16 protein-coding genes are annotated in these 19,649 nt (G+C 66.0%); 14 read left to right on the top strand and 2 right to left on the bottom strand.

From position 1 onward, the window contains the following. Window positions 1-39: 39 nt before the first annotated feature. Window positions 40-993 (bottom strand): tetratricopeptide repeat protein, encoded by a 954-nt coding sequence (locus tag C1O66_RS13055; RefSeq protein WP_102768280.1) that lies wholly within the window; start codon window positions 991-993, stop codon window positions 40-42. 230 nt (window positions 994-1,223) lie between these two features. On the opposite strand from C1O66_RS13055, the gene purE reads away from it, so the two are divergent. The 13 genes from purE to C1O66_RS12990 all read left to right on the top strand — a co-directional run bounded on the left by purE (window position 1,224) and on the right by C1O66_RS12990 (window position 16,581). Then, entirely contained in the window at window positions 1,224-1,661 is a 438-nt protein-coding gene (purE, locus tag C1O66_RS13050; protein WP_394341027.1) for a 5-(carboxyamino)imidazole ribonucleotide mutase, read from the top strand. Further along, window positions 1,661-2,839 carry a 5-(carboxyamino)imidazole ribonucleotide synthase gene (locus C1O66_RS13045; RefSeq protein WP_102768279.1) on the top strand — a complete coding sequence of 393 codons (1,179 nt, stop codon included), beginning with the start codon at window positions 1,661-1,663 and terminating at the stop codon, window positions 2,837-2,839. The genes purE and C1O66_RS13045 overlap by 1 nt, the downstream gene beginning before the upstream one ends. A gap of 11 nt (window positions 2,840-2,850) precedes the next feature. Then, window positions 2,851-3,846 (top strand): L-threonylcarbamoyladenylate synthase, encoded by a 996-nt coding sequence (locus C1O66_RS13040; RefSeq protein WP_102769632.1) that lies wholly within the window; start codon window positions 2,851-2,853, stop codon window positions 3,844-3,846. An 85-nt stretch (window positions 3,847-3,931) separates the two neighbouring features. Next, entirely contained in the window at window positions 3,932-4,921 is a 990-nt protein-coding gene (locus C1O66_RS13035; RefSeq protein ID WP_133155205.1) for an SGNH/GDSL hydrolase family protein, read from the top strand. 120 nt (window positions 4,922-5,041) lie between these two features. Then, on the top strand, window positions 5,042-5,812 hold the full coding sequence (tsaB, locus tag C1O66_RS13030) for a tRNA (adenosine(37)-N6)-threonylcarbamoyltransferase complex dimerization subunit type 1 TsaB (protein WP_102768277.1): 771 nt from the start codon (window positions 5,042-5,044) through the stop codon (window positions 5,810-5,812). Continuing rightward, on the top strand, window positions 5,809-6,318 hold the full coding sequence (gene rimI, locus C1O66_RS13025; protein ID WP_102768276.1) for a ribosomal protein S18-alanine N-acetyltransferase: 510 nt from the start codon (window positions 5,809-5,811) through the stop codon (window positions 6,316-6,318). The genes tsaB and rimI overlap by 4 nt, the downstream gene beginning before the upstream one ends. Further along, window positions 6,315-7,223 (top strand): uracil-DNA glycosylase, encoded by a 909-nt coding sequence (locus C1O66_RS13020; RefSeq protein WP_102768275.1) that lies wholly within the window; start codon window positions 6,315-6,317, stop codon window positions 7,221-7,223. Before rimI ends, C1O66_RS13020 begins: the two co-directional genes overlap by 4 nt. Continuing rightward, the gene (locus tag C1O66_RS13015; protein ID WP_102768274.1) at window positions 7,220-9,667 is read left to right on the top strand and encodes a putative bifunctional diguanylate cyclase/phosphodiesterase; all 2,448 of its coding nucleotides are present in this window, start codon (window positions 7,220-7,222) and stop codon (window positions 9,665-9,667) included. Before C1O66_RS13020 ends, C1O66_RS13015 begins: the two co-directional genes overlap by 4 nt. Beyond that, a complete protein-coding gene (locus C1O66_RS13010; RefSeq protein ID WP_102768273.1) occupies window positions 9,660-10,772 on the top strand; it encodes a class I SAM-dependent methyltransferase in 1,113 nt (370 codons plus the stop codon). Before C1O66_RS13015 ends, C1O66_RS13010 begins: the two co-directional genes overlap by 8 nt. Before the next feature lie 416 nt (window positions 10,773-11,188). Further along, window positions 11,189-11,767: a hypothetical protein gene (locus C1O66_RS13005; RefSeq protein WP_102768272.1), complete on the top strand. Its 579-nt coding sequence runs from the start codon at window positions 11,189-11,191 to the stop codon at window positions 11,765-11,767. A gap of 219 nt (window positions 11,768-11,986) precedes the next feature. Continuing rightward, window positions 11,987-12,472: a hypothetical protein gene (locus tag C1O66_RS13000; RefSeq protein ID WP_102768271.1), complete on the top strand. Its 486-nt coding sequence runs from the start codon at window positions 11,987-11,989 to the stop codon at window positions 12,470-12,472. A 45-nt stretch (window positions 12,473-12,517) separates the two neighbouring features. Continuing rightward, entirely contained in the window at window positions 12,518-15,994 is a 3,477-nt protein-coding gene (locus tag C1O66_RS12995; protein WP_102768270.1) for an RHS repeat domain-containing protein, read from the top strand. A 17-nt stretch (window positions 15,995-16,011) separates the two neighbouring features. Beyond that, window positions 16,012-16,581: a hypothetical protein gene (locus C1O66_RS12990; RefSeq protein ID WP_165794598.1), complete on the top strand. Its 570-nt coding sequence runs from the start codon at window positions 16,012-16,014 to the stop codon at window positions 16,579-16,581. A gap of 45 nt (window positions 16,582-16,626) precedes the next feature. Here the strand turns inward: C1O66_RS12990 and C1O66_RS23925 are convergent, their stop codons facing one another. Continuing rightward, a complete protein-coding gene (locus C1O66_RS23925; protein WP_165794597.1) occupies window positions 16,627-16,776 on the bottom strand; it encodes a hypothetical protein in 150 nt (49 codons plus the stop codon). A gap of 320 nt (window positions 16,777-17,096) precedes the next feature. On the opposite strand from C1O66_RS23925, the gene C1O66_RS12980 reads away from it, so the two are divergent. Next, a complete protein-coding gene (locus C1O66_RS12980; RefSeq protein ID WP_133155203.1) occupies window positions 17,097-19,016 on the top strand; it encodes an RHS repeat domain-containing protein in 1,920 nt (639 codons plus the stop codon). Window positions 19,017-19,649: the final 633 nt, after the last annotated feature.

Genomic DNA, 19,649 nt, shown 5'->3' with positions numbered 1-19,649 from the left:
GCGGGCGCCGCTGGCTCGTGCCTGCAGCGCCCGTGGCGTTCAGAACAGCGCCATGCTGAGCTTGCGGCGGTACTGGTCGATCAGCGGGTCGCTGGGTGGCACGACGGCACGGCCGGCCAGCTCCAGGGCGCTCTTGGGCTCGTTGGCGGCCGGCTTCGGGGCCGGCTTGCTCAGCAGCTCCAGGATGGCGACATAGGTCTTGCGCGCCAGCTCGCCGTTCCAGGCCTTGTCGCGCATGATGATTTCCAGCAGCTCGTCCATGGCTTCGGTGAAGCTCTGGTTGGCCATCAGGCCCTGGGCTAGGGCGTAGCGGGCCTCGAAGTCGCGCTTGTTGGCGGCAATTGCGGCCTGCAGGGCGCCGATGTCCAGGCCGGCGGCCGTGCGCTCGCAGGCCTGCAGCCACAGGCCCAGGGCGGCGAAGCGCGGATGCGGCGTCAGCGTGTCGGCGGCCTTGGCTGCCACCGGCGCGAAGGCGGCCTGGGCTTCCTTCAGCAGGTCCAGCTCCAGCAGGGCGCGGACGTAATCGAAACGGGCCTGGTCGTTGGCCGGGTCGGTCTCGACCGCGGCTTGCAGCTTGACCAGGGCCGATTCCAGATCGCCCTCGGCCATCAGGCCTTCGGCCTCGGCCACTTCTTCCTGAGCCTCCAGCATCTCGCCGCTGGGCACATGCTTGTCCAGGAATTCGCGGATCTGGGCTTCGGGAATCGCGCCGACAAATCCGTCCACCGGCTGGCCGCCGGCAAACATCACGCAAAACGGAATGCTGCGCACGCCGAACATCTGGCTCAGCTGGCTGGCGATCTCGGGCACCTCGTCGCTGTTCAGCTTGGCCAGCTTGAAGCGGCCGGCATAGGCCACTTCGAGTTTTTCCAGCACCGGGCCCAGGCTTTTGCAGGGGCCGCACCAAGGCGCCCAGATGTCCAGCAGCACCGGCTGCTGCATCGAGCCCTGGATCAGTTCGGCTTCAAAATTCTGGAGGGTGATGTCGATCATGGTGGCGTGTCGGTCTCGATGTGGCGCGGGCCTCGGGCCTGCGGAGTCGGGGGAGGGGCGGCGCGTGCAAAGCCGGTCGCCAGCGGTCAGATGGCTGCGGCCGCCTACAATTCAAGGTTTCCCAAGCCCTGGAGCGCGTCGTGCCGGATTCTCAACATCATCAGCAACAGTCAGCGAGCACAGCCCCCCTGGTTGGCGTGGTGATGGGTTCCAGCAGCGACTGGGACACCATGAAGCACGCTGCCGACATTCTCACCGAGTTCGGCATTCCCTTCGAGGCCAAGGTCGTGTCCGCGCACCGCATGCCGGACGATATGTTCGCCTATGCCGAGAGCGCCGCCAGCCGTGGCCTGCAAGCCATCATCGCTGGTGCCGGTGGCGCCGCCCATCTGCCCGGCATGTTGGCGGCCAAGACGCCCGTGCCGGTGCTCGGCGTGCCCGTGGCCAGCCGCCATCTGCAAGGCGTCGATTCCCTGCATTCCATCGTCCAGATGCCCAAGGGCATCCCGGTCGCCACCTTCGCCATCGGCACGGCCGGCGCCGGCAATGCCGCCCTGTTCGCCGTGGCCATGCTGGCCAATCAGAACCCCGCCCTGCGCGCCCAGCTGGAGGCCTTTCGCGCCCGCCAGACCGAGGTGGCCCGGGCCATGAGCAAGGACCTGGTCTGATGTCGGCGGCCTCGCTGAAACCTCTGCTGCCCGGCGAAGCCACGCTGGGCGTGATGGGCGGCGGCCAGCTGGGCCGCATGTTCGTCCACGCCGCTCAAAGCCTCGGTTGTCGAGCCGTGGTGCTGGATCCGGATGCCGACAGCCCGGCCGGACTGGTGGCCCACGAGCACATCCACGCCGGCTATCTCGACGAGGCGGGGCTGGCGCGTCTGGCCGAAGTGGCCGACGCCATCACCACCGAGTTCGAGAACGTGCCGGCGCAGGCGCTGGCTCGTCTGGCCGAGCGCCGTTTTGTCGCGCCGGCCGGTGCCGCCGTGGCCTACTGCCAGGACCGTGCCGCCGAGAAAGCGCATTTCGGCGCCAGCGGCGTCGCTTGCGCGCCCTACGCGGTGATCGAGAGCGCGGCCGATCTGGCCGCGGTGGCCGACAGCCTGCTGCCCGGCATCCTCAAGACCAGCCGCATGGGTTACGACGGCAAGGGCCAGATCCGCGTGCGCAACCGCGCCGAGCTGCAAGCCGGCTGGGACGAGCTCAAGCAAGTGCCCTGCGTGCTGGAGCAGATGTTGCCGCTGGCGCTGGAGCTCTCGGTGCTGAGCGCCCGTGGGGCCGATGGCACAGTGGTTCAGTTCCCGGTGCAGCAGAACCTGCATCGTGACGGCATCCTGGCCGTCACCCAGGTGCCGGCGCCCGCGGTCAGCGAGGCCTTGCAGCAGCAAGCTTTGGCCTCGGCCGCCCGCATCGCCACCGAGATGGGCTATGTCGGCGTGCTCTGCGTCGAGTTCTTCGTGCTGCAGGACGGCTCCCTGGTCGTCAACGAGATGGCGCCGCGCCCGCACAACTCGGGCCACTACACGATGAATGCCTGCGATGTCTCGCAGTTCGACTTGCAGGTGCGCGCCATGGCCCGCCTGCCGCTGCGCACGCCGCGCCTGCATTCGCCGACGGTGATGCTCAATCTGCTCGGAGATTTGTGGTTTGACGCAGCCGGCGCCGAACGTACGCCTCCCTGGGACGCAATTCTTGCCTTGCCCGGCACCCATCTGCATCTTTACGGCAAGACCAGCGCGCGCCCCGGCCGCAAGATGGGCCACCTCAACATCACGGCCGCCACCCCGGCAGAGGCCGAGCGCCTGGCGCGCGAAGCTGCGGGCCTGCTGGGCTTGCCCCAGGATTGGTGAGCGAGGCCGCCATGCTGCTCGACGCCCGCCAGCCCGATGCCATCGCCGCGGCGGCCGCCCGCCTGGCGGCCGGCGAGTTGCTGGCGCTGCCGACCGAGACGGTCTACGGCCTCGGTGCTCGTGCCGACGACGATGCGGCCGTGGCCAAGATTTTTGCGGCCAAGGGCCGTCCGGCTGACCATCCGCTGATCGTCCACGTCGCCGATGCGGCCGATGCTGAGTTGTTTGCAGCCGAGCTGCCGCCGGTGGCGCGGCGCTTGATGGCGGCCTTCTGGCCCGGTCCCTTGACCGTGATCGTGCCGCGCAAGCCCGGCGTGGGCGCGGCCGCAGCCGGCGGGCAGGACACGATTGGCCTGCGCTGCCCGGCCCACCCGGTCGCGCGCGACTTGCTGATCGCTGCTCGCGCTCTGGGCGTGGCCGGTGTCGCGGCGCCCAGCGCCAACCGTTTCGGCCGGGTCAGCCCGACCCAGGCCCGCCATGTGGTCGATGAATTCGAGCCGGGTCTGTGGGTGCTGGATGGCGGCGATTGCGAGGTCGGCATCGAATCCAGCATCGTCGATTGCAGCCGCGCCCATCCGGTGCTGCTGCGCCCTGGCGTGCTGACGCCGGAAGAGATCGCAGCCGCCGCGGGTGAGCCGCTGCGCGCGCCGGACGCTCAGGCGCCGCGCGCCTCGGGCACCCTGGTTGCGCATTACGCACCCCGTGCGGTCGTGCGCCTGTACGACACCGAAGCCTTGCGTCAGGCCCTGGCCGAAAGCGGCTCGGGCGGCCGGCTGGCCGGGGGGCTGGCGGTATATTCGCGATCGGTCGAGCCGCCGCAGGGTGTGCTGAGCCGGCGCATGCCGGCCGAGGCACGCGCCGCGGCGCATGAGTTGTTCGCCGTTCTGCGCGAGCTGGACGGTGCGGGCGCGGCCGAGATCTGGATCGAACTGCCGCCGCTGGATGCGGCCTGGGACGGAGTCAGGGATCGCCTGAGCCGTGCTGCCGCGGCCTTTGTAGGCCTGTAGGTCCCGCGGGATTGATGGAAGATGGAGCGCGGAGCCAGGTGCCATGGGGTGCCGACCCGCTGAGCTTTTAATGGTTGGAGTGTTCATGAAGAGTTGCAAACCGGGCGCAGGTCAAGAGATTCGCCAAACTCGTACCTGGGTGGCGATGCTGGCTTTGGCCGCTGCCGGTGTTCTGTCGGCTTGTGGTGGCGGCACCCAGCAGATCGACCCTTTCGTTCCGACCCGCATCATTGCCTTGGGCGATGAGGCCAGCGCCATCACGGCGGCCGGCAAGAAATACACCATCAATGGCCTGGATGCGACCACCGGCTTGCTGGCTTGCGCCGCCAATCCGAACTGGGTGCAGATCGTGGCGGGCAACTTCGGCCTGGTGTTCAAGGAGTGCAACCCCACCAATATCGCCACGCCGACCGGCATCATGTACGCCGCCGCCGGCGTCAAGGTGGCCGATGTGCGGGCCCGCCTCGACGCGCATTTCGCCAATGGATCGTTCGGCCCCAAGGATCTGGTGACGGTGATGGCCGGCACCAACGACATCCTGGAGCTTTATGCCCAGTACCCGGCGCAGAGCAGCGATTCCTTGTTGGCCGAAGCCCGCGCCCGCGGCAAGCTGCTGGCCCAACAGGTCAACCGCATCGCCGATGCCAATGGCCGCGTGGTGGTGGCCGTGGTGCCCGATGTGGGCCTGACGCCTTTCGCCGTCAAGGAAGCTGCGGCCAAGCCGGGCAGCCTGGACCGCGCCAAGTTCCTGTCCAGCCTGACCGAAGAGCTGAATTTGGAAATGACCATCAACCTCAAGAACGATGGCCGCCTGATCGGCCTGGTCAAGACCAATGACGACGGCAGCGGTGGCATCCAGACCATGGTCAAGTTTGCTTCGGGCTTTGGCTTTGCCAACGTCACGTCTGCGGCCTGCCTGGACGCCGTGGCGCTGACCGATTGCACCACCAAGACCCTGGTGACCGGCGCCGCCGTGGACACCTGGCTTTGGGCCAGCGATGTGCAGCTGAGCCCGGCTGGCCATCAGCGCCTGGGCTCGCTGGCCCTGGTGCGGGCGCGCAACAACCCCTTCTGAAGCCCCGGCGCGTTCGGCGCCGCCTTCCGCCATCGCCGGGTCGCGCAAGCGCCCCGGCGTTTGCTTTTTTGAGTCCTTTGCAAGCCCGGGGCCGCCAAGGCCCGCGGCTACACTTCCGCCATGACCGTGTTGTTGGCCCTCGACAGTTCCACCGAAACCATGGCCCTGGCCCTCAGCAGCCCGGCGGGACGCTGGTTGTTTGAGGCCGAGGGTGGCCCGCAGGCCTCGGCCCGGCTGGTGCCGGAGGCCCAGGCTTTGCTGGCCCAGGCGGGCCTGGCCATGGCCGAGCTGGATGCCATCGCCTTCGGCCGCGGCCCCGGTGCTTTTACCGGCTTGCGCGCAGCCTGCGCGGTGGTGCAGGGCCTGGCTTTTGCGCTGAACAAGCCGGTGCTGTCGCTGTGCAGCCTGCAGCTGGTGGCCGAGGACGCGCGTCATCAAGCCGAGGCCGAGGGTCGGGCGCTGGAAGGCACGATCTGGGTGGCCATGGACGCGCGCATGAACGAGATTTACGCCGCGGCCTTCCGCTGGGATGGCGTGCGTTGGCATCAGGAGGCCGCGCCGGCTCTGTACTCGCCCGCCGCCTTGCTGCAGTGCTGGGAGACCCCGCCGGCGGCCTTGGCAGGCTCGGCGCTTGCGGTGTTCCCTGAGCTGCAAGGCCAGGCCTTGGCGGGCGTGCGCCAGTGGCCGCGCTGCCAGTCACGCGCCGCGGCCTTGGCGGAGTTGGCGCGCCAGGCCCATGCGCGGGGCGAAGGGCTCGATGCCGCCGAGGCCATGCCGCTCTATGTGCGCGACAAGGTGGCGCAGACGACCGAGGAGCGCTTGGCGATTCGCCTGGCGGCCGAGAAGCAGGCCGAACGACAGAGCGAACTTCAGGCCGGGAGTGCCGCATGAGCGCCTGCCCCCGGGAAGCAGATGTGTTGGCCGCCGAGCCGCGCCTGCGCGCCATGCGTGGCAGCGATGTGCCGGCCGTGCTGGAGATCGAGCGCGCCGCCTACCCCCTGCCCTGGACCGAGGGCAATTTCATCGATTCTTTGGCGGCCGGCTACAGCGCCTATGTGCTGCAGTCCGAGGACGGCCGCGTGCTCGGCTACTGCCTGGCCATGCAGGGCTTTGGCGAGGTCCACTTGCTCAATATCGCGGTGGACCCGGCCTGCCAGGGCCGCGGCCTGGCGCGGCGCATGCTGGCGACCCTGGCCCAGCTCTGCCGTGATCGCAAATGCCCGCAGCTCTGGCTGGAGGTGCGGGTGAGCAACCAGCGCGCCCGCGAGGTCTATCTGCGCTATGGCTTTCGCGAAGTGGGCTTGCGCCCGGCCTACTACCCGGTGTTGCAAGGCCCGCGCGAAGACGCGGTGCTGATGAGCCTGGACGTCATGGAAGACGGCGAGGCACGGCCATGAGCTGGGACGCCCGCCAAACCGCCATGCTGGCGGCCATGGGCCTGCGGGTCTGGCCGCGCCCCGATACGGCTGAAGCCTCGACCGACCCGGCGGACAGCGCGGTGGCCGTGGCGGAGCGCGAGGCGCCGGCCGTTGCCGCGCCTGCGGCCGTTCGCCCGCCCGCCGCTGCGCCGGCGCCTCGCCCACCCGCACCGGCCCCGGTCGCCGCGCTTGCCGCCGTGGCCGAGCTGCTGCCACGCGCTCCGCAGGCGGCACCCGCGCCCAGTCGCCCCGCCTTGCCTGCTGGTCAGCGCGAGCAGCTGGTGGCCGGCCTGGGCTGGCCCGAGTTGCGCTATGAGGCGGCCGAATGCCAGGCCTGCCGGCTCTGCCAGGGCCGTCGCGCCCATGTCTTCGGTGCCGGGCCTGAGGCGGCCGATTGGCTGATCGTGGCCGACCCGTCCGGCGAGGCCGAAGATCCAGCCCAGCCCTTCGGTGGCGAGGCCGGCGCCTTGCTGGCCAATATGATGCGCGCGCTCAAGCTGGACCCGGCGCCCGCCCTGGGCCGGCCAGCGGCCGAGCCGGCCGCACGCGAGCGCCAGGCCTACATCAGCCTGCCCCTCAAATGCCGAGCTGGCCCGGGCGTGCCGAGCGGCCCGGCCGAAATCCAGCAGTGCAGGCCCTTGCTGGCGCGCCAGGTGGCCCTGCTGCAGCCGCGCGTCATCGTCGCCCTGGGCCGGGCATCGGCCCAGGCCTTGCTGGGCAGCGATGAGCCGCTGGGCCGCTTGCGCGGCCGGGTTCATCACTTTGAAGGCATCCCGGTGCTGGTCAGCTATGGCCTGGACTACCTCCTGCGCAGCCCGGCCGACAAGGCCGGTGCCTGGGCCGACCTGTGCCTGGCGCTGGAGTCTGCCAAGGGTCAGGCATGACGCTGACGAGCTTGCCGCCCTCTCAGCCGGAGCCGCTGGGCTGGGATGAGTTGCCCTGCGCCGCTTGTCTCTTGAGCCCGGAAGCCACGCTGCTGCAGGCCAACAGCGCCTGGCATGCGCTGCATCCAGTCTGGGCCGGCAGCGAGCCTGGGCGCTGGTTGGAGGCTGTGTCGGCCGCCGACCGGGCCCGCTTGCGCGCGCTGCTGGCGGCCCGGGCCGACTTCGAGTTTCAGCTGAGCGGCGCCGATGCCGGCCCGGACCTGGCATGCCGTGCACGTTGGTTGCCCGCGCGCGAGGCCTTTGCCTGCTGGTGGAGCGATGTCACGGCCCAGCGCCGCCAGGCCCAGCTGGCGCGGGAGCAGAGCGAGGCATTGGCCTTGCAAGCCAGCCAGATGCGCTTGCTGGCCGATCATGTGCCGGCGCTGCTGGCCTTTTACGACGCGCAGACCTATCGCTGCCATTTCGCCAACCGCCAGTACGCCCAGGCCTTCGGGCTGGACGAGCAGAGCATCCTCGGCCGCAGCTTCACCGAGGTCATCGGGCACGATGCCCAGCTGCTGGTTCAACCCCAGGTGGACCGCCTGCTGCGCGAGCGGGTGACCGTCAGCTATGAGCGTTATCTGCCCGGCCCTGACCCGGCACGCAGCGAGGATGGGCGCTGGGTCGAGGTCAGCCTGATCCCGCATCTGGTGGGCGCCGGCGAGCCGCAGGCCTGCTTTGTGATGATCAACGACATCACCCGCCACCGCGTGGCCGAGATTGCCGCGCGTGAGTCCGAGGCGCGGCTGCAGAAATTCATGCAGGCCTCGGTCGAGGGCATTCTGTTTCACCGCCAGGGCCGGATCAGCGACGCCAACCCGCCGCTGTGCCGCCTGCTGGGCTACGGCCTGGACGAGATGGTGGGGCGCGCGGCGCTGGATTTCGTCGTCGATGATTTGCGCGAGCAGGCCGCCCGCGTGATGGCCGAGCGGCGCGAGCTCAGCTACGAATCGGCCCTGTTGCACCGCGACGGCTCGCGCATCCCGGTCGAGCTGATCGTGCGCACGCTGGAGGCGCAGGGTGAGCATCTGCGCATGACCATCGTGCGCGACATCCGCGACCGCCTGGCCGCTCAGGCCCGCATCCAGCACCTGGCTCACCACGATGCCCTGACCGGCCTGCTCAACCGCGCAGCCTTCATGGAGCAGCTGGGCCCGGCCCTGCAGCTGGCCGAGAGCCGCGATCGCCGCCTGGCCCTGCTCTTCATCGACCTGGACAACTTCAAGCGCGTCAACGATTCGCTCGGTCATCTGGAAGGCGACAAGGTGCTGACCACGGTGTCCGAGCGCATCACCGATTGCCTGCGCTCCACCGATTTGGTGGCGCGCTTCGGTGGCGATGAGTTCGTCATCCTGCTGCGCGACATCACCAGCCGCGAGGATGTGATGGTGGTGCTGATGGCGCTGCTGGCCGTGGTCGAGGTGCCGGTGCTGGCCGATGGCTGCCGCTTGTGCGTCACGCCCTCGATCGGCGTGGCCATGTTCCCCGAGCATGGTGGCCGGCCCGAAGAGCTGATCCAGCATGCCGACATGGCCATGTACCAGGCCAAGGCCGGCGGCCGCGCCAACTACCAGTTCTTCGATGCGGAACTGGCCCGCCATGCCTACTCCGACCTGGTGCTCGAGAGCGAGCTGGCCCAAGCCCTGGAGCGCGGCGAGTTCGAGCTGTTCTTCCAGCCCCAGGTGGCGGCGCTGGGCGGCGAGCAGGGTGGAGCACTGATCGGCGCCGAAGCCTTGCTGCGCTGGCGCCACCCCACGCGCGGCCTGCTCGGGCCCGATGCCTTCATCGATGTGGCCGAGCGCCATCGCCTGATGCTCAAGCTCGGCGAATGGGTGCTGCGCGCGGCGGCCCTGCAGGCACGCGACTGGCGCGAGCGCCGCGTGGCGGCGGTGCCGATTGCCGTCAACCTCTCGCGCATGCAGTTCCGCCTGGAGGGCTTCGGCGCTGCCGTGGCGCGGGTGCTGGACGAGGTCGGCATTGCCGGCGAGTGCCTGGAGCTGGAGCTGACCGAGCGCATGCTGATGGACGAGATCGCCAGCGCGCCGGCCACCCTGACGGCCCTGCGGGCACTGGGTCTGGGCGTGTCGGTCGACGACTTTGGCACCGGCTACACCTCGCTGGCCCACCTGACCCAGCTGCCCCTGGACAAGCTCAAGATCGACCAGAGCTTTGTCGCCAAGCTGCCCGAGGACGGCGGTGCCGCGGCCATCACCCGCGCCATCATCCAGATGGCACGCGGCCTGGGCCTGCATGTCAGCGCTGAGGGCGTGCGCAACAGCGCCCAGCGCCGCCTGCTGGCCGATTGGGGTTGTGATGAGCTGCAGGGCGAGCTGATCGGCCCGCCCATGGCCGCCCCCGATTTTGAGCAATGGCTGCGGCAGCGCCGCAGCGCTTTCCATGACTGACGATTCTTCCCAAGCAAGCCCGCTGAGCGAGCGCATTGCCGCCGAGATCCGCGCCGCTGGCGGCTGGCTGCCCTTCGACCGTTTCATGGCCCTGGCCCTGTATGCCCCGGGCCTGGGCTATTACAGCGGCCCCAGCCAGAAGTTCGGCCTGATGCCGCAGAGCGGCTCGGACTTTGTCACCGCGCCGGAGCTGAGCCCGCTGTTCGGCCGCGCGCTGGCGGCCCAGGTCGGACAGGCCTTGCAGGCCTGCGGCTGCGACGAGGTCTGGGAGTTCGGTGCCGGCACCGGCGCCCTGGCCGAGCAATTGCTGGGTGCTCTGGGCACGCAAATTCGTCGTTATCGCATCGTCGATCTCTCCGGCACCTTGCGCGCCCGCCAGGCCCAGCGCCTGGCCGCCTGGGGCGATCAGGTGGAGTGGCTGGACCAGCTACCCGAACAGCTCGACGGCATCGTCGTCGGCAACGAGGTGCTGGACGCCATGCCTGTGCAGCTCCTGGCCTTCGACGGTCAGGCCTGGGCCGAACGTGGCGTGGTCTGCACGCCCGAGGGGGGCTTTGCCTACGCCGACCGTGTTCAGCCGGGCCTGGCTCTGCCGCTGAGCGAGCCGCCGGTGGGCGCCTTTCCGCCCGGCATGGTCACCGAGACCCATGCCCAGGCCGAGGCTTTTGTCCGCACCCTGGCCCAGCGCCTGCGGCGCGGTGCAGCTTTTCTGATCGACTACGGTTTTCCCGAGCGCGAGTACTACCACCCGCAGCGCCACGGCGGCACCCTGATGTGCCACCATCTGCACCGCAGCGACCCCGATCCTTTGGTGCTGGTGGGCGAGAAAGACATCACCGCCCACATCAACTTCACCGGCATCGCCCTGGCCGGCCAGGACGCCGGGCTCGAAGTGCTGGGCTACACCAGCCAGGCGCATTTCCTCTGGAACTGCGGCCTGGCCGCCCTGCTCGAAGGCGCGGGCGTGGCCGAGCGCAGCATGGCCCACAAGCTGGTTGCCGAGCACGAGATGGGCGAGCTGTTCAAGGTGATCGGCTTTGCGGCCGCGGGCTCGGGCTTCGAAGCGCTGGGGTTTGCAAGCGGGGATCGCTCGCACATGTTGTGAGCCGCTGCTGCCGCATTGGGTTTGAAGGCAAGCTCGATGCGGCCTCGTCTGGGAAGATGAACTTGAAGTCGCACTGGCAGATGCATCTTCTTGATGTGATCCGAGCAAGCTGGGCGGCCTGCGTCCCGCCGCGTTGAGCTTGTATCAGTTTCGCGCTCGAAGCCCTGATGCCGCGTGATGCGGTCAAGCTGTAAGTCCTGACAGGCTGACGGCCGCAAGCTCTTTGAGCATATTCCCGCCCGGGACAAACGCGGGCCTTGGACCAGCTCCAACTCAGCGCGTTTGGCGACATCAAGCAGAGAACAACAACAGGTTCCGTGACCGAACCGTGAGCGCAGCCACCAGGCCGCCCGGATCTTGGCGAGGGAGTGATTCATCAATTGGGTGAGCTTTCATCAACGCCTGTGCGTGGGGCCGTGGTGCGCCTGCGCGCTTTGTGGGTGGCCGTGGCAACGATCTCGGCCTGCGTCTCCGCAGGAGCGGCAACCTACTACGAGGAGCAGGGGCAACTGATTCGCGGTGGCCGTTCGGTCGCGGCCTTGGGGCCCAATCTGTTCGGCGACAAGGTCAATCTGTACACCGGCGCGACCGAGTTTGTTCAGACGGATGTGTCGCTGCCCGGCAATGACGCCCTGCCCATTGCGGTCACTCGCCGCCTGAGCTCCGGCGTGGCCGCGCAAGAAGTGTCTGGACTGTTTGGCCGTTGGGATCTTGATTTGCCTCGGGTGCAGGGCATTTTTTCGACTCGCAATGGCTGGTCCATCGGTGGCGCCTCGGGAAACAACCGCTGCAGCAATTTTGTGTCGCCCGGTACGGTGCGCGGCACCAATCTGAGCTCGTACTGGGATGCTCCTGAGTACTGGCGAGGCTCCATGCTGTATGTCCCAGGCCAAGGTGAAACTGAGATCTTGAAGCGGGCCCCGTTCTCTCCTCCGGGGCCGAGTGATGGCTATACCTATCCGCTGTTGACCCGCGACTTTTGGAACATCCGCTGAATTTCGCTGAAGTCCAATGCCTTCGCTTCGGAAAGTCAGAACAACGCGGGTGAAGGCTTTCTCGCCGTCAAGCCCGACGGCACGAGCTATCGCTTCGACTGGCTGGTTCGCCGCACGGCTTCGGTCATCTATCGCGCATCAGAAGTGCCTGATGGTTGGGCTGCCGAGCCTGCGGATCCGAATCGCAAGCTGGACCCTGCGGCCGTTCCTACCCCTTCCTTGCTGCGCAGCGAAGTGCTGATTCTTCCCACCGAGATACGCGATCGCTTCGGCAACCGCTTGCTGCTCAAGTACAACTCAGCCAGCCCCTGGCAGCTGGAGTCGATCACGTCAGATGACGGGCGCTCCTTGACCTTCAGCTACGTCGCCGGCAGCTACCGTGTTGCGACGGTCAGCGATGGCACGCGAACCTGGCGCTACAACTACGGCCCCGATCGTGATTTGAGCTCGGTCGAGCAGCCCGACGGCAAGCTCTGGACCTTCTCCAACGCCGGTGTCTTGGCCTACCCCCCGAGATACGCGATCAACCCGGATTGCTCGGGTTCACCGGGGGTGTTGGCTCCGTTCTCAACCACACCGATCAGCTTCCAGCACCCCAGCGGAGCGCGAGGCGAGTTCCGGTTTCAGGCGATCAGCCATGGTCGATCTTTTGTCCCCGAGCAGTGCTTCGGTGGAACCGAGGAAAGACTGCGTTATCCCCTGTAATTTGCCTCGGCCGCGCTGACGCAAAAGACGCTCTGGGGACCCAGCGTGCCGACGCAGGACTGGGGCTACGCTTACCCAAACGCGGCGCCTGGTGCGGGCAGTTGGAGCACCTGCAGCGGCAATTGCCCCGACACCAAGGTTGTCACCGTCACCGCGCCCGGTCAGCGGGTCCATCGTTACACCTACGGCACCCGCTATGAGCAAACCGAAGGCATCTTGCTCAAGCAGGAGGAGGGCTATTCCAGCGGCAGCGCCTTGCGCGTGACGAGCTTTCAACACCGCCGACTCAACCTGGCCGGATACAGCGTTTTCGATCTCGGCGACAGCGCCATTGGCAGCCGGCCCATGCCTCTGGAAGCGCGAAGCGTCAGCCAGCAGGGCAGCACCTTCAGTTGGGTGGTGAACAGCATGGACACTGTTTTCGCCCGCCCATTGAGCGTGACCCGCTCGGGCCCGGGCGGCAGCCGCAGCGAAACCATCAGCTATGCCGACAACACCAGCCTCTGGGTTCTCGGCCAGGTGGACACCATCACCTCCAATGGCCAGACGGTGGTGGACAACGACTATTTCCCCAGCAACGCCATGCTGCGCAGCAGCAGCAAGTTCGGGGTCTTCCAACATCGCTTCACCTACAACACCGACGGCACCCTGGCCAGCCGCACTGATGGTCGCGACTACACCACCTACTTTGACAACTACAGGCGCGGCGTGCCACAGGTCGTGCGCTACCCAGATGGCAGCAGCGAGTCCGCGGTGGTGAATGACCTGGGTCTCGTGACCAGCGTCACCGGTGCCGCCGGCTACACCACGGGCTATGGCTACGACAGCATGGGCCGACTGGCCAGCATCAATCCGCCTTCGGGCTGGGCGAGTACCAGCTTGACCTTTGCGCAGAACTGGACGCCGCAGTACGGCTTGCCTGCCGGTCACTGGCGGCAGACCATCAGCAAGGGCAATGCCCAGACCGACACCTACTTCGATGCGTTCTGGCGGCCCGTGATGACACGCAGCTTTGATGCGGGGGACGAGGCCAACACCCGCAAGGTCACGGTCAAAGCGTTTGATGCCGAGGGGCGGGTGACGTTTGAGAGCTACCCGCAGCGCGATTTCGCCACGGTGGCCGTCAGCTCACCCGGCAAGCGCAGCAGCTACGACGCCCTCGGTCGCCTCACGCAGCAAGATGCCGACAGTGAACTCGGCACCCTGAGCAGCACGACCGAGTACCTCAGTGGCTTTCAGGTCCGCCACACCAACCCGCGCGGCAAGCAAAGCACACAAACCCTGTGGGCGCTGGACAACCCATCTGAGGCCCAGCTCAGCGCCATCAGCGTGCCGGCCGGTGGCGGCCTGCCTGGGGGTATGAGCGTCAGCATCGCGCGCGATGCCTTTGGCAAGCCCACCAGCATCACCCGCAGCGGCAATGGCGTCAGCGTCACGCGCAGCTATGTGTATGACTCAGGCCAGCGCCTGTGCAAGACCGTGGAGCCCGAGGTCGGCGCCACCATCCAGGACTATGACGCCGCCGGCAATATCGACTGGCGCGCGCCCGGTGTCGGGCTGACATCCGCCACCTGTGACCGAGCCAGCGTGCCGGAGTCGGCTCGTGTCAAGTACCGCCATGACCCGGTCAACCAGTTGGACACGACGGTGTTCGGTGATGGCAGCCCTGCCATCACACGAACCTACTGGCCCGACGGCAAGCTCAAGACCATCAGCACGGGCAGTGGAGACAACTGGAGCTACAACTACAACAGCCTGCGCCTTCTGGACAAGGAAGTGTTCACCTATGCCGGTCAGACCTTTGAGTTTCTCTGGAGTTATGACAGCAACGGCAGCCTCAGCAGTTTGACTTTTCCAGGTGGCAGCCCCTCGGTCACCTATTCGCCCAATGCCCTGGGGGAGCCGCGCAGCGTCGGTGTCTACGCCAGCGCCGTGAAGTTCCACCCCAACGGCGCGGTGGAGAGCTACACCTTGGGCAACGGCATTGCCCACAGCCTGACGCAAAACCTGCGCGGTCTGCCCCTGGTGAATCGCGACGCCGGGGTGATGCAGGACCAGTACAGCTACGACGCCAATGGCAACGTCAGCGCCATCGCCGATCAGCAAGAAAACGGGCTCTTCAACCGGGCGATGACGTATGACGATCTGGACCGACTCTGGACGGCCAATGCGCCCCGCGTCTGGGGCAATGCTACGTACACGTATGACGCCGTGGACAACCTGCGTACGGCCATCGTCGGCAGCCGCAGCAGCACGCTGAACTACGACGGCAGCAACAAGCTCAGCAGCATCGTCACCAACGGCAGCCAGGCCAACTATGGCTATGACGCCCGCGGCAACATCAGCAGCAAGGGCGGCCAGAGTTTTGCGTTCGATCTGGGCAACCGCCTCAGCAGCGCCAGCCTGGGCGGCGGCTGCACCTACGACGGCCACGGCCGCCGCTTCCGCGTGGCCAGCAGCGACGGCAGCACCCGCTTGCAGCTTTACAGTCAGGCCGGGCAGATCCTCTGGGCCACCAGCAACGGCGGGCCCCGGCCGGGGGGCAGCACGGCGTATATCTACCTCGGCGGCAAGCAGATTGCCGAGTGGGCCAGCGCCGGCAACCAGACCCAGTATGTGCACACCGATGCCCTGGGCAGCCCGGTGGCGCACACGAATGCCTCAGGCGGGCTGATGAACCGCACGCGGTTTGAGCCTTATGGCTTCACGGCAGCGGGCACCAAGCCGGGGCCGAACACCAGCAGCATTGGCTTCACGGGGCATGTGAATGATCCGGAGACGGATCTGGTGTACATGCAGCAGCGGTATTACGACCCGATTGCGGGCAGATTCTTGAGTGTGGATCCGGTGGTGACGGATGCGGAGTCGGGAATCGGCTTCGGTCGGTACACGTATGTGAACAACCGGCCGTATTCAGGGACAGACCCCGATGGGCGCTTCAGTAACGATGATTGCCGGGCGATGGGCCCGAACTGTGAAGTTCTGGTCGACAGTGGACAAGGAGGGCGAGAACCATCGTCGGGTCACGTGTCGTTGAATATTGAACACTCCGACCATTTCATCCCCAAGGGTATGACCCGTGACGAGGAACGCGAGGGAAGCAGGGATGCGGGGGCCGTCGCCATAGGGGTTGCGGCTACAGTAGTGGGGCCTGAGCTGGTCGCGGCGCGTGCGCTTCCTTGGGTTGCTCGGCTGTTTGGGGCGACTCGGGTAGTTGGGACTGCGGCAAAGGGCGCAGCAACGGCTGAACGTACAGTAATTGGCCGAGTCAAGGACTTGCAGAATCTTCCTGCGGGCGAGAAGTCCTTGCTTGATCGATTGCCCAACATGGGCAACCCGAAAGCCAACTGGGCCCAGAACTCAGGGGTGCTACGCCAGGAAATGGGGCGTGGCCTACCGATGCGGGATGCCTCACCTTTGGACACTACGGGGCAGTTTCTCAACGCCGAGCGCAATCTCTTGATGGATCGCGGTTGGACGTTTGATCGGTCCACCAATTTGTGGATGCCGCCGAAACCATGATGCAGGAGATGAAAGCCATGTCTGAGCAGGATCGAGTGCACCTCAACTTCGAGAACGTAGCCAAGACGACGTTTGCATTTCTCAACGATCTTGGCTTCTCGTTAGTGGAGTCGCTGCCAACGCTTGTTCGTTACCAAAATGGTGACGTTGAGATATCTGTCTTTCATGGCCGACGGTCCTATGAAATTGGCGTCGATATCTTGTATGTGGGGACGCGGTATGCATTGGCAGAAATCATCCGGGTTGTTGACCCTGACGCTGCCAAGCGATACAGCCACGCAATCGCATCAACAGCAGAAGGCGTAGTCGTGGGTTTGGAAGCGCAGGGAGCCTTGCTGAAACGCTATGGGACTTTAGCGCTGCAAGGTGATCCACATTTCTTCTCGATACTTGAGGAAAAACGCACGGTCTGGGCTGATGAATACTGGCTTGATGGACTGGCTAAACAAGTGCGGCCGCAAGCGGATGAGGCATTCCATCGTGGGGACTACGCGAAAGCGGCTGAGTTGTACGCACGCATTCGATCTTGCTTGAGTCCGGCCGAGGTCAAGAAATTGGTGCTTGCCGAAGAGCGAAGCAAACCATGAAAACAAAGGGCCGCTGACAGCGGCCCTTTGTTCGTCTGGGGTTCCTCAAGCCTCGGACTTGCGGGTAGCGCTCATGCGCTGCTTGAGCTTCTCTCCTTCGATGAAGGAATCAAGTAGCTGTGTGATCTGTCGCTTGGCCTTGGGCCCCAGCTTCTCGATCTCTACAAATTCGGGGTCATACAAATTCGGGGTCAAGTCTTAAATATTAACTCCCTCCCACTTTCTTGCTCGGTCAGCTCAGAATGCAGGCCATGTCCCGGCCACTTCGCATCGAGTTCCCCGGCGCTCGGTACCACGTGACCGCACGTGGAGACAGGCGGGAGGACATCTTTGTGGATGACGCATGTCCAAATTCGGGGTCAGGTCTCAATTCTTAAGGCAAGACCTGACCCTCCGCCGTTTCCCTAAACTGTCCGCTGCCCCGCCACACCAACCCGCGCGGCAAGCAAAGCGCACAAACCCTGTGGGCGCTGTACAACCCAGCCGAGTCTCAGCTCAGCGCCATCAGCGTGCCGGTGGCAGCGCGGATCAGCCATGTCTACGACGCCGTCAACCAGCTGACCAGCACCAGCTACGGCGACGGCAGCCCCTCGGTGGCGCGGGCCTACTGGCCCGATGGCAAGCTCAAGACCGTGAGCACCGGCAGCGGTGACAGCTGGAGCTACACCTACAACGCCCTTCGCTTGCTGGAGAACGAAACCTTCAGCTACGCCGGCCAGAGTTTTACCTTCAGCTGGGGCTACGACGGCAACGGCAGCCTGAGCTACCCCACGGGTGGCCCGGTGGTCACCTATTCGCCCAATGCCCTCGGTGAGCCGCGCAGCGCCGGTGCCTACGCCAGCTCCGTGAAGTTCCACCCCAACGGCGCGGTGTCGAGCTATACCCTGGGTAATGGCATTGCCCACAGCCTAACGCAGAACCTGCGCGGCTTGCCCCTGGTGAACCGCGACGCCGGGGTGATGCAAGACCAGTACAGCTACGACGCCAATGGCAACGTCACTGCCATCGCCGATCAGCAGGAAGCGGTGTTCAGTCGTGCGATGACGTACGACGATCTGGACCGGCTGTGGACGGCCAATGCGCCCGGCGTCTGGGGCACTGCCACGTACACGTATGACGCGGTGGACAACCTGCGCACGGCCTCCGTCGGCAGCCGCAGCAGCACGCTGAACTACGACGCCAGCAATCGCCTGAGCAGCATCGTCACCAACGGCAGCCAGACCAACTACGGCTACGACGCTCGCGGCAACATCAGCAGCAAGGGCGGCCAGAGTTTTGCGTTCGATCTGGGCAACCGCCTCAGCAGCGCCAGCCTGGGCGGCGGCTACACCTACGACGGCCACGGCCGCCGCTTCCGCGTGGCCAGCAGCGACGGCAGCACCCGCTTGCAGTTGTACAGCCAGGCCGGGCAGATCCTCTGGGCCACCAGCAGCGGCGGGCCCCGGCCGGCGGGCAGCACGGCCTACATCTATTTGGGCGGCAAGCAGATCGCCGAGTGGGCCAGCGCCGGCAATCAGACCCAGTATGTGCACACCGATGCGCTGGGCAGCCCGGTGGCGCATACCAACAGCGCCGCTCAACCGGTGGTGATGAACCGCACGCGGTATGAGCCTTATGGCTTCACGGCGGCGGGAACAAAGCCGGGGCCGAACACCAGCAGCATTGGCTTCACAGGGCATGTGAATGATCCGGAGACGGATCTGGTGTACATGCAGCAGCGGTATTACGACCCGATCGCGGGGCGGTTCTTGAGTGTGGATCCGGTGGTGACGGATGCGGAGTCGGGAATCGGCTTCGGTCGGTACACGTATGTGAACAACCGGCCGTATTCAGGGACAGACCCCGATGGGCGCTTCAGTAACGATGATTGCCGGGCGATGGGCCCGAACTGTGAAGTTCTGGTCGACAGTGGACAAGGAGGGCGAGAACCATCGTCGGGTCACGTGTCGTTGAATATTGAACACTCCGACCATTTCATCCCCAAGGGTATGACCCGTGACGAGGAACGCGAGGGAAGCAGGGATGCGGGGGCCGTCGCCATAGGGGTTGCGGCTACAGTAGTGGGGCCTGAGCTGGTCGCGGCGCGTGCGCTTCCTTGGGTTGCTCGGCTGTTTGGGGCAACTCGGGTGGTTGGGACTGCCGCAAAGGAAGTACTACCGGCGGCTGCGGCCAAGATAGATCCGGGCAAGATTCGTGAAATCGAGAGCATCGTCAGATCGGGCGGAACACATTTCCCGCTGGATACCGGCGCTCAGCTTCGAGCGGTCGCCGAGTCATTCGCTAGCAAGGTCAGGAACGCCGCCTCCCCTGGAGCAGCTGCACATATCCGCGATGTCGGCCTAGGTGCCATTGATCGACTTGATAGATTCAAGGCGCTGACGCCTGAAGCTGTCCAACAGTTGCGAAACATCGTCAATGGAGCGTTCAAACCATGAGTAAGCCTGAGGAGGCCATGGAAACTCTTGCCTACTCGGAGCTATTGATCTCGTGCCAAGTGGAGGGCTGCGGCAGCGTGTTCCAACCGACGCTGGATGAGCCTGCGACTGATCCGGTGGAAGAGTGGGCCAAAGGCATGGCCAATCGTGCTCGCGAGGCTGGGTGGTCCGAAAGTGCCGATGGCCGAGTCCTTTGTCCGAAGCATGGGACTTCTACGACGCGCTAGAACGGCCGAGGGTCAGGTCTCAAACCTGCCTGATTAGGCAGCAATCTCCGCTGGCATCGGCTGCCTCACTGAGTACTCCCGCCACGGCCCCGAGCGGATGGCGTCGCCCAGGAGTCCTGGCAATATTGCCCGCAGGTCAAAGCGCCGGTTGAAGCGGTACTGGAACTCCGCGAGGTAGCGCTGCGAGTAGTGGCTCAGCTTGAAGCCCTTGAGCAGGCAAGAGGGTCAGGCCTAAACCTGAAGGCAAGACCTGACCCTTGCAATGGCTACAGCCAGGGCTGGAGTTGCGGATCAAGGCAAATGCCCCTGGGGTCTGTCACATTTGCCCTTTCGGTGATCGGCAGTCGGCAGGTCGAGGTCGAGTTTCAATCGGCAAGGTGAAGCTTGCCCCTTGTCGTCCGCTTGG

Source organism: Paucibacter aquatile, assembly GCF_002885975.1.
GTDB lineage: Bacteria > Pseudomonadota > Gammaproteobacteria > Burkholderiales > Burkholderiaceae_C > Paucibacter_A > Paucibacter_A aquatilis.
Note: the sequence above shows the minus strand (reverse complement) of the source record. Positions and strands in the feature narration are given on the sequence as shown.

Coding starts and splice junctions, on each gene's coding strand:
- C1O66_RS13055 (WP_102768280.1), bottom strand. CDS start 993: ATGATCGACATCACCCTCCAGAATTTTGAAGCCGAACTGATCCAGGGC.
- purE (WP_394341027.1), top strand. CDS start 1,224: ATGAAGCACGCTGCCGACATTCTCACCGAGTTCGGCATTCCCTTCGAG.
- C1O66_RS13045 (WP_102768279.1), top strand. CDS start 1,661: ATGTCGGCGGCCTCGCTGAAACCTCTGCTGCCCGGCGAAGCCACGCTG.
- C1O66_RS13040 (WP_102769632.1), top strand. CDS start 2,851: ATGCTGCTCGACGCCCGCCAGCCCGATGCCATCGCCGCGGCGGCCGCC.
- C1O66_RS13035 (WP_133155205.1), top strand. CDS start 3,932: ATGAAGAGTTGCAAACCGGGCGCAGGTCAAGAGATTCGCCAAACTCGT.
- tsaB (WP_102768277.1), top strand. CDS start 5,042: ATGACCGTGTTGTTGGCCCTCGACAGTTCCACCGAAACCATGGCCCTG.
- rimI (WP_102768276.1), top strand. CDS start 5,809: ATGAGCGCCTGCCCCCGGGAAGCAGATGTGTTGGCCGCCGAGCCGCGC.
- C1O66_RS13020 (WP_102768275.1), top strand. CDS start 6,315: ATGAGCTGGGACGCCCGCCAAACCGCCATGCTGGCGGCCATGGGCCTG.
- C1O66_RS13015 (WP_102768274.1), top strand. CDS start 7,220: ATGACGCTGACGAGCTTGCCGCCCTCTCAGCCGGAGCCGCTGGGCTGG.
- C1O66_RS13010 (WP_102768273.1), top strand. CDS start 9,660: ATGACTGACGATTCTTCCCAAGCAAGCCCGCTGAGCGAGCGCATTGCC.
- C1O66_RS12990 (WP_165794598.1), top strand. CDS start 16,012: ATGTCTGAGCAGGATCGAGTGCACCTCAACTTCGAGAACGTAGCCAAG.